Origin of the sequence: Okeania sp., assembly GCF_035285525.1 — a bacterium.
In the GTDB taxonomy this organism is placed as follows: Bacteria; Cyanobacteriota; Cyanobacteriia; order Cyanobacteriales; family Microcoleaceae; genus Trichodesmium.
This window is the reverse complement of sequence record NZ_JAYKGW010000175.1, coordinates 1-13,603: the sequence shown is the minus strand read 5'-3', so window position 1 is coordinate 13,603 and position 13,603 is coordinate 1. Positions and strand designations below refer to the sequence as shown.

At 39.8% G+C, this 13,603-nt stretch carries 7 protein-coding genes and 2 pseudogenes; 1 reads left to right on the top strand and 8 read right to left on the bottom strand.

Annotation, left to right across the window (positions count from 1 at the left end):
• Positions 1-191: 191 nt before the first annotated feature.
• The 5 genes and pseudogenes from VKJ25_RS16930 to VKJ25_RS16910 all read right to left on the bottom strand — a co-directional run bounded on the left by VKJ25_RS16930 (position 192) and on the right by VKJ25_RS16910 (position 9,331).
• A pseudogene (locus VKJ25_RS16930) lies at positions 192-5,750 on the bottom strand (non-ribosomal peptide synthetase).
• Between the two features lie 524 nt (positions 5,751-6,274).
• On the bottom strand, positions 6,275-7,462 hold the full coding sequence (locus VKJ25_RS16925; RefSeq protein WP_324237812.1) for a class I SAM-dependent methyltransferase: 1,188 nt from the start codon (positions 7,460-7,462) through the stop codon (positions 6,275-6,277).
• 30 nt (positions 7,463-7,492) lie between these two features.
• Positions 7,493-8,560 carry an AMP-binding protein gene (locus tag VKJ25_RS16920; RefSeq protein WP_324237811.1) on the bottom strand — a complete coding sequence of 356 codons (1,068 nt, stop codon included), beginning with the start codon at positions 8,558-8,560 and terminating at the stop codon, positions 7,493-7,495.
• Between the two features lie 158 nt (positions 8,561-8,718).
• Positions 8,719-9,012 (bottom strand): annotated as a pseudogene (locus VKJ25_RS16915) (DUF928 domain-containing protein); the annotation flags it as partial.
• A 10-nt stretch (positions 9,013-9,022) separates the two neighbouring features.
• The gene (locus tag VKJ25_RS16910; RefSeq protein WP_324237810.1) at positions 9,023-9,331 is read right to left on the bottom strand and encodes a DUF928 domain-containing protein; all 309 of its coding nucleotides are present in this window, start codon (positions 9,329-9,331) and stop codon (positions 9,023-9,025) included.
• Positions 9,332-9,727: 396 nt separating this feature from the next.
• Between VKJ25_RS16910 and VKJ25_RS16905 the strand changes: the two genes are divergently transcribed.
• Positions 9,728-10,384, top strand: a complete 657-nt coding sequence (locus VKJ25_RS16905) for a Crp/Fnr family transcriptional regulator (RefSeq protein WP_324237809.1) — start codon at positions 9,728-9,730, stop codon at positions 10,382-10,384.
• 4 nt (positions 10,385-10,388) lie between these two features.
• On the opposite strand, the gene VKJ25_RS16900 is transcribed toward VKJ25_RS16905, so the two are convergent.
• The 3 genes from VKJ25_RS16900 to VKJ25_RS16890 all read right to left on the bottom strand — a co-directional run bounded on the left by VKJ25_RS16900 (position 10,389) and on the right by VKJ25_RS16890 (position 13,262).
• A complete protein-coding gene (locus tag VKJ25_RS16900; RefSeq protein ID WP_324237808.1) occupies positions 10,389-10,967 on the bottom strand; it encodes a phycobilisome protein in 579 nt (192 codons plus the stop codon).
• A gap of 362 nt (positions 10,968-11,329) precedes the next feature.
• Positions 11,330-12,502, bottom strand: a complete 1,173-nt coding sequence (locus tag VKJ25_RS16895; RefSeq protein ID WP_324237807.1) for an FtsW/RodA/SpoVE family cell cycle protein — start codon at positions 12,500-12,502, stop codon at positions 11,330-11,332.
• A 262-nt stretch (positions 12,503-12,764) separates the two neighbouring features.
• Positions 12,765-13,262, bottom strand: a complete 498-nt coding sequence (locus VKJ25_RS16890) for a GNAT family N-acetyltransferase (RefSeq protein WP_324237806.1) — start codon at positions 13,260-13,262, stop codon at positions 12,765-12,767.
• Positions 13,263-13,603 lie beyond the last annotated feature (341 nt).

Sequence of the window (13,603 nt, the reverse complement as noted above, 5' to 3'; positions counted from 1 at the left end):
GGGGATGAAAAAATTTGAACACGGTTCGTGATAAATCAGTATTTCCAGCCTCCGACTTTAGTCAGAGGTTCACTCTCTACTGATAACTGATAACTGAAATGACAGCGCTTTTCACTCTTGATGAACCACATTGTCATAACCCAAACCTTGTAGGGACGCCCTTATACAACGTCCCTAGTGTGCTTTACAGTTTAGGAAAACCGCTGTAAACAAATTTCTAACTGTTTAGCCAAAACCCCCACATTTGGTTCCCGCAGCATCCCATAATGGTCTCCAGGAATAATATAAGTTTCCATCGCTTCCGTCCCTAGAGAACTCCAACCTCGTTGAGAAACTTGATCGCTAGCACAAAACAGAACTGTTTTACCAGCATAAGGTGATGGTACATAGTTATACATCGCTTTCAGGTTAGCTTTGAACACCTCAAACAACCGTTCCATCTGTTCGATGCTGATTTCTGGCGGCAAAATATTTAGGCGTTTGGCTTCTGGGAGGATACTATTTAATTGTTCCTCTGGTAAAAGTTGCTGGAGTTCGTTGGCAGAAATTGATAACTCCTTGCCAAACATAGCCCCAAGATCGGTAACTAGAGCATTAGTCAGAAAAGTGTCATCAATTTCTTTTTGAAGAACTGTAGGTGCGTAACTATCAATTAAAGCTAATAAACTAACTTCTGCTCCTAAATCTTGTAGTTGCTGTGCCATTTCCCAAGCAACGACACCACCTAAAGACCAACCGACTAAATAATAAGGTCCTTTTGGTTGCACTGTCTGCAAGGCTTCAATGTAACAAGCAGCCATGTCTTCAATGCGAGTTAACGGTTGAGAATTTCCATATAAACCGGGGGACTGCAAACCGTAAACGGGTCGGGTATTGACTAAACTATCGGCTAATTTTGTATAACACAAAACGTTGCCTCCCACGGGATGAATGCAGAAGAAAGGTGGTAAATCTCCTGTTTTCTGAATCGGTACGAGGGGGGAAAAAGATTGGGCGTCGGTAGCAGAATTCAATAAACTGGCAATAGATTCGATGGTGGGTTCGGTAAACAGAGTTGCTAAAGGTAGATGGATGCCAAATTGCTGTTCGATCCGAGCCATTAAGCGGACTGCTAACAGGGAATGACCACCTAACTCGAAGAAATTATCTCGCACTCCCAAGGTAGGAATATTGAGAATTTCCGACCAAATTTGTACCAGTTTCAGTTCGGTGGTGGTGCGGGGTGCTATTCCTGTTGCTTGAGAGAGATGAGTAGTATCTGGTGCGGGGAGAGCGCGACGATTAGTTTTGCCATTGGGAGTTAGAGGTATGGCATCTAAAAAGACGAAAGCAGAAGGTATCATGTAATCTGGTAGTTTTGTTTTTAGGAAACTCCGTAACTGAGAGGATGTTACTTCTGCTTTCGCAACGATATAGGCAACGATGCGTTTGTCTCCGGGAGTATCTTCTCGAACGATAACGACGGCTTCGCTCACATTTGGATTTTGAGTTAAAGTTGCCTCAATTTCTCCGAGTTCGATACGGAAACCTCGGATTTTGACTTGATTATCGATACGTCCGATAAACTCTATATTTCCATGGGGCAACCAACGCGCTAAGTCACCTGTTTTATACATAAGAGTCGAGGGTAGAAAATCTGACTGGGAATCAGCAACAACAAACTTCTGGGAAGTTAATTTTTCCCTGTTAAGATAGCCTCGTGCTACACCGTCTCCGGAAATATACAATTCTCCTGGAATCCCAATAGGTTGCAGAATATTGTTGGCATTGAGAATGTAACAGCTAGCGTTGGCAATGGGGACGCCAATGGGAACAGTTGGTAAATCCCGATATAAGTCAATATTGGATCGCTCTATTTCTTGAACAGTTGTAATAATTGTGGCTTCTGTTGGTCCGTACATATTAAAAATACGGCAATCTGGAGAAAGTAATTGGTGAGAGCGCTTAACTAGCTCATAACTTACTGCTTCTCCACCCAGAGAAACATATTTTAGGGTTGCTAATGACTGGCGATCGCTCATTAAATTCTGAAATTGAGTAGGGGTACTGTGCAGAACTGTAATTTGATTTTTTTTGATAAAATCAAGAGTCTTGGTAAAGTTTAGAGCGTCTTCCTGGGAGGGAATGAACAGAGAAGCACCGGAAGTTAGGGTCATAAATATTTCCCAAACTGACCAATCAAAGTAATAAGAAAGATATTGAATACAGCGATCGGCTGCGGTGAGTTGCAAGTGTTGATATCCCCAATGTAGGAGAGGAGAAAGATTGCCATGAGAAATCGGCACTCCTTTGGGTTGACCAGTTGAGCCAGAAGTATAGATAATGTAGGCGAGATTTTCAGCGGTAGCCAAATTTTGGGGTTGGTTTTCCTCATCCTTCGAGTTGCTTTCCCAGTCTGTATCTAAGCATACGACTGGGCAATCAATTTGAGGAAGTCTATCTAGAAATGATTGTTGGGTTAATAACACTGATGCTTGACTATCTTCAAAGACAAAAGCAAAACGCTCGTTAATTTCTGCTGGATTAAATGGAACATAAGCTCCACCTGCTTTGAGTATGCCTAACAATCCTACGATCATTTCTAGCGATCGCTCTACACAAATACCCACCACAACTTCCGGTTTCACTCCTAAACTTTGCAAATACTGCGCCAGTTGATTTGCTTTCTGATTCAATTCACGATAGGTGAGTTGTTCGCCCTCAAAAACAACTGCTACCGCATCGGGAGTTTGTTCTACTTGTGACTCAAATAATTGATGAATGCACTGATTTTGAGGATAAGTTGTTTTGGTGTCGTTAGGGTAGCGTTCCCGATCTTCAATTTTTTGAATACGGGAATTTGGTTCCGTCCTAAAGGGATTGGGGATAAATTTTTCTGCGGTTAATTCCGGACGGTTGAGATAACCTCTGGCTAATCCGGTACCGCCAATATGAAGTTCTCCTGGTACTCCGATGGGCAGGGGTTGGAGATTTTTATCGAGAATGTAAACTTGTATATCTGGAATGGGGGAACCGATGGGACTAGCGCTACGTTTTAGGTCTGATATTGTTAACGGGCAATAAGTAACATGAACTGTGGTTTCAGTGATGCCATACATATTGATAAGTTGAGGAGAACTATAACCATGTCGCTCGAACCAGGATTCTAGACTATTGACTTCTAAAGCTTCTCCGCCAAAAATAACAAAACGAAGTTGGAGAGGATTTTCGGTCTTGACAGACTCCTCAATTTGAATTAACTGCCGAAAAGCTGAGGGGGTTTGATTGAGTACCGTGACTTTATGTTCGCAAAGCAATTTATAAAAATCTTGGGGCGATCTGCTAATCCAATACGGCACAACCACTAAACATCCTCCGTAGAGCAATGCTCCCCATATTTCCCACACTGAAAAGTCAAAAGCGTATGAATGAAATAGAGTCCAAACATCGTTACTATTGAAGTCAAACCAGGATTGAGTTGCTGCAAACAGTCGGTTGACATTGTTATGTTGAATTAATACTCCTTTTGGTTTACCAGTTGAACCGGAGGTATAGATGATGTATGCTAGATTGTTGGGTTCAACGGAAGTTGTCAGGTTTGTGGGAGCGTGTTGTGCAATCTGATGCCACTGAGCATCTAAACAGATGGTAATATCGGCAACGGCAGGAATTGTAGATTTCAGCTTTTCTTGTGTCAGAAGAATGGAAATTTGAGTATCCTCAAGTATAAAAGCTAGGCGTTCTGGTGGAGAGTTGGAGTCAAGAGGAACATAAGCTCCACCTGCTTTGAGAATGCCCAACAATCCTATTATCATTTCTAGCGATCGCTCTACGCAAATACCTACTAAAACTTCCGGTTTAACTCCCAAGGTTTGCAAATACTGCGCCAGTTGATTTGCTTTGCCATTCAATTCACGATAGGTAAGTTGTTCGCCCTCAAAAACAACTGCTACCGCGTCGGGAGTTCGTTCTACTTGCTGTGCAAATAACTGATGAATACACCAATTTTGAGGATAGGTTATTTTGGTATTATTCCACTCTACTAATAACTGATGGCGTTCTGCTTTTGTTAACAATGGGAGTTCGGCCACCCGCATTTCTGGATTAATAGCGATCGCCTCCAGCAAAGTCTGAAAATGCCCGATAGCTCGACGGATAGTTGCTGGCGCAAACAAATCCCGATTATATTCCCAATATCCAATTAATCCTGCTTCCGTCTCCTCCATTGACAAAGTTAGATCGAACTTAGCTTTAGCACTTTCCATCTGCAACCAATTAAAACTCACACCTGGTAAATTCAAAGGTTCCATTGGTGCATTTTGCAGAGCAAACACTACCTGAAATATAGGCGAGTAACTCAGACTGCGTTCTGGTTGCAGTGCTTCTACTAACTGCTCAAACGGTATATCCTGGTGAGCGTAAGCATCCAAAGAAGTCTGCCGTACCTGATGCAATAATTCAGTAAAACTGAGATTATCTTCAAAGTTGCTTCGCAGCACCAATGTATTCACAAAAAAGCCAATTAATCCTTCTATTTCACTACGGTTGCGGTTAGCAATGGGTGTACCAACCAGTATATCTTCTTGAGCAGAATAACGATAAAGTAAAGTGCTAAAAGCAGTAAATAGAGTCATAAATAAAGTTACTCCTAATTCTTGACTCAGACTCTTAAGCTGTTTTGTAAACTCAACTCCCAACTCAAAAAACTCTTTACCCCCAAGAGCTGTTTGCACCGTTTTTCGAGGATAATCTGTAGGTAATTATAATAGCGGCGGCGCTCCTGCTAACTGTTGTTTCCAATAATCCAATTGCGGTGCTACAATTTCCGCAGTTGTCGGTTGTCGCTGCCAGTCAGCAAAATCGGCATATTGAATTGGCAGTTGGGGTAAAGGTGAAGTTTTTCCTTGAACATAAGCTCCATAAAGCACTTCCAACTCATGGCTAAATACACCAGTTGACCAACCATCAGTAATAATATGGTGCATCGTCAACAGTAACACATAATCATCAACTGCCAATTGTAATAGAGTCACTCGCACTAAAGGATCGTTTGCTAAATCAAAGGGTTGCTGAATTTCTCCCTCGCCCAAACGCTGCAATTCTTTTAACTGTTCCTCTGACGGCAACTGTTGTAGATCGATAATAGGTATTTTTAACTCCAGTTCGGGGTGAATAACTCGCACCGGAGAACCAGCGATCGCCTGATAATTTGTCCGCAAGCTCTCGTGACGGCGAACAATTTCTTGGACTGCTTTTTCTAAAGCTTCCACAGACAATGAACCGGATAGACGCAAACCTTCTTGCTCGTTATAAACCACACTTCCTTCTTGCAATTGATCTAAAAACCACAGTCGTTGTTCGGCAAAAGATAAGGGCAGTTCTCCATTTCGCGATACGGGTTTAATAGGAGCTAATAGTTGGCGACTCGCTACTAAAATAAGTTCGCCAAATTCTGCTACTGTCGGAGATTCAAATAATCGATGCAGGGAAAGTTCAATTTGGAAAGTATCCCGCACTCGTGAAATCAGTTGAGTTGCACCAATGGAGTCTCCTCCCAACATAAAGAAATTATCAAAAACTCCCACTTCATTGATACTGAGAACTTCTCCCCATATTCCAGCGAGAATTTCTTCTGTAGGATTTCGCGGTGGAACTAATTCCACATCCAGAACCGGACGAGATTTATCTGGAGCAGGGAGAGCGCGTCTGTCAATTTTTCCGCTCGGTGTCAGGGGGAGTTCATCCAGAACCACAAATGCTGATGGCAGCATATAATCTGGTAATTTTTCTTCCAGGAACCCGCGTAACTGCGGAATTAATTGACTATGTTTAGTTCCAGTGTATTGCTGATTAGCATAAGCACTCCAAAGTGTGGGAGGTGTAGGGAGTGTGGGAGGTGTGGGGAGTGTGGGAGGTGTGGGAGGTGTGGGGAGTGAAAGATTTATTTCTTGGTTCAGCAATGCCAAAGTGCTGTCGGCAATGATATTGGTATCATTACGAACGAATATTACATCATAGTAACCATCAGCACCATTACCATGCCAGGTAATATTGATCCGATAAGGAACTTTTTCTTGACATTGCCACCATTCTTCCGGTTCAATCCCGTTTTCGGTAATCTGTTGTCGCAGTTCCCCTACAGTTTCCGGACAATTGGAACTTGCTAACAATTCGATCGCTGGCACATCTGCCCAAATTCGAGCGTTAGGAATGTTGGTAACAACCAGTATTTCTGGGGAAGTTTCCAGCAATTTTTGGCAAATCCCATCCACACTCAATCCAAGTCCCCCCCCTTTCAAAGGGGGGGGTTAGGGGGGGGATTTTCCTCCCAATTAAGAAACACAGGTGAAGTTGTCAGAGTCGAGACTTTTTTCCCTATATGCAGAACCACATCATAACGGAAACGAGTCAATTCATTTTGAGAATACCCACGCTTGAGTTGAATTTCTACATGACTAATTTTAGGAAAATGCCCTTTCAAAGCCATAAAAAATTCAGGAGCAATAATTAGTCGTTGTTCCCTAGCAAGACGCGAGTTTATCCGTTGCCGTAATTCAGCGATCGAAAGAGAAGCAGAAGCTTGATATAACTGCACCGACGTATGAAACATTTCCAACAAAGGCAAACTCAGAATATCTCCCAGAAAAATTTGACCTCCAGGTTTAACCAACTGTACCGCTGTTTCTATAACCTGAACTAAATACTCAATACTAGGAAAAAACTGAATCACTGAATTAGAGATAGCTGTATCAAAAGGTTCATTAACAATTTCTCCTAATCCATCCGCAGGTTTCTGACGCAGCACTACTGAGGATGCCAACTCACTGTTACCAATTTTTCCTTCTAAATAGCGAATTGCTTCCCCAGAAAGATCGGTAGCGTAATAGCGCTGACATTGGGGAGCCATTCTAAACAAAAGCAAACCAGTTCCGCAGCCAATTTCTAATAGTCGCTTGGGTTGCAAAGAGAGAATCCGCTCAACAGTATATTCAACCCACTCTCGCACTTGTTCTGGATCTAGGTCTTTGCCGGTATAGCTATCATTCCAACCACCGATATGAAAACTTCCGTCTTCCTCATTTTCTGGCTGAATATAAGCTTCATCCCAGATTTTTTCCCATTGCTCAGTTTGCTTGGCTACATTTTCTGTATCTGCTTCCGAACCGGGAACTAGGTAAGCAACCAAACGTTTTTGATTAGGAATATCTTCCCGGGCAGTAACGACAGCTTGTTTTACTTCAGGATGCTTGCTCAGAGTTGCCTCAATTTCCCCTAGTTCGATACGATAACCGCGAATTTTAACTTGATCGTCGATGCGTCCCAGACATTCAATGTTACCATCCGGAAGGTAGCGTGCCAAATCTCCTGTTTTGTAGAGATAGGAGTTGGGTTCCGTGCTAAATGGATTGGGAATAAATTTTTCTGCAGTTAATTCTGGTCTATTTAGGCATCCTTTCGCCAAACCTGCACCACCAATGTGCAACTCTCCTGATTCGCCAAAAGGTACTTGTTTCTAATGCGGATCGAGAATATAAATTTGAGTATTAGCAATTGGTTGCCCGATCGCTACTGCTCCTGCACCGGATTTTACCTGGTAGATAGTTGCCCAAACAGTAATTTCTGTAGGGCCGTATAAATTCCAGAGGGAGTCACATTTTTCTAATAACTTGTCTGCTAACTCCCTCGACAAACTCTCTCCAGTAGAAATAATTTTCAGATTTTGATTACCTTGCCAACCACCATTTAGCAGCATTCGCCAAGTTGCCGGAGTTGCTGACATGATTGTAGGATTGTGGGATGCTAGCAACTCCATTAACTCTTCTGGGTTTTTGGTTACTTCTCGACTAACTATGACAACGCAACCTCCAACAGTTAATAATCCATATATTTCCGGAACCGAAACATCAAATGATATGGTAGTGACAGCTAGTATGGTATCGTCAGCATTGAGTCCTGGAGAAGTAGCGATCGCCTGTAATAAATTGACTACAGATTTGTGAGCAATTTGTACTCCTTTTGGCTTTCCCGTAGAACCAGAAGTATAGATGATGTATGCTAAATTTTCCGAACTTATCTTACTCTCTAGATTTTCCGAACTCTGTGGCGATATGTTTTCCCAATCCCTATCTAAACTAACTATCTGAGCAGACATTCCTAGGGTTGTCAAATTCTGCAATTTTGCTGCCAATTTTTCTTGGGTAACTACAATTGACAAACCCCCATCTTCCACCATGAAAGCTAAACGCTCTGTCGGATAAACCGGAGCTAAAGGAACATAAGCACCACCTGCTTTCAGGATTCCTAACATCGCAATAACCATGTCCAAAGAGCGATCGATGTAAAGGCCCACTAGCACTTCTGGCCCTACACCCAAATCTTGCAAATAGCGGGCGAGTTGATTAGCTTTACCATTCAACTGCTGATAGGTTAGCTGTTTGTCTTCAAACACAACCGTCACTGAGTTCGGGGTGTTTTCTACCTGTTGTTCAAATAACTGGTAAATGCACTTGTTTTGCCGATGTTCAATAGCATTATCATTCTCAAAAGTCAAGAAGCGATCGCTTTGTTCTTTTTTCATCATAGATAATTTTTCTACTGATTTTACAGAAATAATATTTTCATAAAAGACCCAATTTAGTCAAGCATGGATTAGAAAGTTCAGGACTTACGCAAAGGTACTATATATATGTCGATGCCTTGTACGTTGTGCGCTTTACATGTCGCGTAGCGAAACACACCCTACCGAACGCCTACATGACAACAATCTTGAATCGGCTCCCAAGTCAAATCATAGTCCTCAAAACGAATACTATCTTGCTGCAATAAACTATTCCATTTATTAGCGATCGCTACATCATCAGGATTACTCCGACGCAAATTTCCTAATTCCGTAATAGTCTCGTGCCACAAACCATTTTCAGCATAAATATCTATTTTTTCCATCACAGTGGTAGCAGATTTTAAGTGATTTGTCAAGCGATCGCTAGCTGTTACCCGTTTAACTATTCCATCAGCACGCAACTCTTCTTTTCCATCTACACAGTTAAAAACAAATAACCAACGATATTTTGTTCCTACCTCTAAAGGTGGTGCAACAAAGCCACTGGAAACTAATAATTCCCGGTTCCGACTCCACTTTCAAGTTAGTCTGATAAATTTTCTCCCCAGTCTCACTGTTATCATCTATCAACCTGAAATCAATAGATTTGCTAACACCAGGAATGTATAACCAAAAAGTGGGATGACTCGCTAAAGTTTGTCCTAAGTTAATTTTAGGAACGAGAACTAAAAGAGGCTTTTCCATTGGAGGCGCTCGTAACATTATGCTACGAGCTTTGCAGGCAACAGCCATCACTTTAACTGGTGATGCTATACAGATTCAAGGTGAATAGCTTTGAGTAGGTTAAATGTTGCACTGTTGCAAATATCCTTTATTATGACTGATGCAAACAAACCGGGTTTCTCTTGTGGTTTCTGAGTTCGCCTGCGTAAGTCCTAAGTTGCATAAATGGTAACACAACCTTCCAGGTTGTTACAGCCTGGAAGGCTGTGCTACAAGTTGTGGTAACACAACCTTCCAGGTTGTTACAGCCTAGAAGGCTGTGCTACGAAACTAATTCTAACTTTTGAATTTTGAATTAATAGAGCTTAACCTATTGGTAATCAAAAGATTACCTAATTTTTACCTTACTCATATAGGATAAATAAGAACTATATGTATAAGAAATCACTATTTTTTTACTAAAATATGTCTCCAACTTCAAGAGCAACTATAGATACTAATCAGTATAATTTAGGCTCTGAACGTCATCTACACTTTTATCAGAAAGGAGAAACCGTACCTTTAATTCCCCAAGGTATTTGGCAAATATGTCAAGGTTTAGTCCGACTCAGTACCATTTATCCAATAGCTGAAGAAGGTCTTTTGGGTTGGGCTGGCCCTTCTATGTGTTTTGGCAGTTGTTTTTCCTATTTGCATAGTTATCAGGCAACTGCTTTGTCAGATGTCTGTTTAATGTGCTACACAATGATTGAAATAGAGGCTTCCCCAAAATTAACCCAGGAGTTGTTGCCTCAGTTAGGCAGAAGGTTTCGACAAACGGAGGCTTTATTAGCGATCGCTGGACAACGACGAGTAGAAGATAGACTACATCAGTTATTATTTTTATTGAAGCAAGAATTTGGTCAAACAGTTGGTGATGATACTCTATTAAATATTCGTTTGACTCATCAAGATATTGCTGCTGCCATTGGTACAACGCGAGTAACTGTCACCAGACTATTAGGAAAATTAAAACAGCAGGGGTTGATTAGTATAGACAAAGATCGCCATCTAATCTTGAGAAATGAAAATTTTGTCAATTCATCAGACTTATTTGGATTGGAAAGAAATACTCATTACTAAATATTTAAGAAAATTGTTTTAATTTAGTCAGTAAATGGTCAAAATAAGGAGCTAATTCTGTTTGTTTTTCCGAGTCAAATCTTTTTAAACTACTTGTTTTCATAGCTTCTAAACCCAACACCATTGCTGATAGTGGTACAGACAATTCTTGATAAAGTAAATTCATATAATAAAGTCCTTCTTCACTGGTAAATTCTATATTATTACCAGCAATACCATAAGTAACACAACGCAAAAAATGCCAAAAATCTCTCCAACAAGATTTGGCTCTAATAGGTGGATATAAATCTCCTCCTTCTGCGGTAATATTAGGATAAGTTGTTAATACTTTTTCTCTAGCTTCATCAACAATTTCAGCGGCATATTCTCCTAGCAAACTAGCAGCTTCAATAGAAAAAATTGGCACTGCTGAATTACTTTTGAGGAGGTTAAAATCCTTGTCTGTGAGATAACGACCTTCGTGATCAGCTATTTGAAATAGTTGAATTATTTCTTCAGGTAAAGCTTCCCCCCAATTTTTAAAGCTCACTATTTTAGCTTTAGGAATTAATTGTTTAGCTTTTTCTGTTAATTGTGTAGTCATAATTAAAAGTTTATGAATTATTATCAGGACTTACGCAAAGCAAAATTGTAGGGTGCGTTAGACGGTTCATATCTAGACTGTGAAAGATATTTAACAATCCGTCGTAACGCACCATTTTAGCTGTGTCAATCCACTAACAATAGCGCTCATGGGTAAGTCCTATCAATCTTAATATCCTATCATAATAAAATGGAGTTATATAGTCATTCTGGTTTAGACTGAGACAATAATTTCTTACTGTTAAAGAGTTTCGGCTAAAAAAATGTTTCATTCTGATTCAGAATAACTATATACATCAGTTTACATTGACTTTTTGTAAGAGGTGCGGATAACTGATAACTGATAACTGATAACTGAAAAAGCTAACTTCGCCTCTGTAAACGACGTTCTTTTAATGTTAAAACTTCTGCCTGATTTTCTTCTCTGGCAACCCGAACTAATAATCCAGCTAAAAGCAAACTTCCAATCATTGAACTACCGCCATAACTAAACATTGGTAATGGCAAACCTGTAGTTGGTAATGCCCCAGTAGCAACACCTATATTTAGTAAAGACTGCCCTACTAAGGCTATCATAACTCCAATGGCTACGAGTTGATGTTCCATTAATCTAGCTTTGAAAGCAACTTTCAGAGCAATAATACTGTAGACAGTTAATAAGAGAAATAATAGTAAAGCTCCTACAAAACCAAACTCTTCAGCATATACGGAAAATATAAAGTCGCTGTAGGGAATGGGAAGAAAATGCAACTTTTGTTGAGATAGTCCAAAACCACGTCCCCAAACATCTCCAGAAGCAACAGCTAGTAAACTTTGAATTAACTGATACCCATCACCCGTTGCATCTGTCCAAGGATTGGTAAAAGAAAGGATTCGTCTTCTTTGATAATCATTAATACTAACACTAATAGTAGCTAAAAGAAATCCAGCTAGAGCAGTACCTCCAATATAAAAGTAAGGTAATCCAGCAGCAAAGGCAATAAACCAGATGACAATACCACATAAGGCTGTGGTACTCAAGTTTGGTTGCACGAGAATAGCTCCTAGTACCAAAGAAAAAATCGATAACCAGACTATTCTAGTTAACCAAGTTATATGATTCCATTTACTAAATAAATCAGCTGCTTGTAATACTAGGAAGGGTTTCATTAGTTCAGAGGGTTGAATAATGATTGGACCTAGAGATATCCAGCGAGTTGCTCCGTTAATGGTGGTTCCTACTCCTGGTATTAGGGTGAGAAATAGCAGACTGAGTATCAAAATTATGCCTATTTTGGCATTTTTTAATATTCCCGACAAGGGGGTATAAACAATTATATTGAATCCGAACATTCCGACGAAAACCCATATTAACTGGCGTTTCAGGAAGTAGAAACCGTCTCCATATTCTGTTGAACCACTGGCATAAGAAGCTGAAAATAATACTACTAAACCTATAGATAACCAGAGAAATGTTAACCATCGTAATAATCTGGCTTCTATTGCCCATGTTTGGACTTTAGGATCAAAAAAAGGAATTAAATAACGTAAGTACATAATTAGGGAGTAGGTTATTTCAGTTATCAGTTATCAGTTATCAGTTATATCAAATCCGGTAGTATCGGTATAAAAAAGCAGAGAAACCGGGTTTATATTCAACGCCCAGTATACTAATATCTATCTCTCATAAACCCGGTTTCTTGTTACACTCCTAAACTAACAGATTTGATATTATCAGTTATCAGTTATCAGTTATCAGTTATCAGTATCTCAAAGAAATGTTCAAGTTATTTTTACATAAATTAATGCAACTTAAAACCTATAACCGACTCTCTGAATCTAAAACTTTTTTATAAACACGGTCGCAACGTTTAGTTTCCACACCAGTTGTTAATTGATAACCGTTACTTTCATATAATTTAACAGCTTCTTGCAAGACTGTTGCTGTTTCTATCCAAATTTCTTGAAATTGACATTCAGCAATTCTTTTTTCTAATTCTTTTAATAAGAATTTTCCTAAACCTTGACCTCTGATTTCTGGTAATAAGTACATTTTTCTAATTTCAACTGCTTTATTACCTCGTTCAATGGGATAATAGGCAGCAGTTCCTACTATTTTTTCTTGTTTTTCGATTACCCAAAATTCTCCTCCTATATTTTGATAAAATTTTTCTATTTCTAAGGCGTCTTTATCTGCTCCTTCTGGTTCCCAATTTAGATTATATTCGGCTAGAATAGAACCTATAATATTGGCTGCTTTTTTACGGTCATTAGGTTGCCAATTTCTAATTAAAAATTCACGATAATATTTTTTCATATTATAGCACTGCGCTTAGACATATTTACACTTTTTTCAAAGGAACAAACAAGGCAGAAATAAATTTTATTATAGCAGGAAAGTTCTATGGAAGGTTTATACTGTAATTTAAAACCAATAAAATACAGCAGATTCCCAAGTTATCAAGTAAAAATATTAATTATCAAGCTTTGTAGTGCAGGCTGGAAAGCCCGTATGGAGGTGTACCTCACGGGCAATGGAAAGCACTGTAAATTTATAGGATAGCTGTTCTATTTTAAGGTTGCTTCATTCCTTCTTCCTTCTTCCTTCTTCCTTCTTCCTTCTTCCTTCTTCCTTCTTCCTTCTTCCTTCTTCCTTCT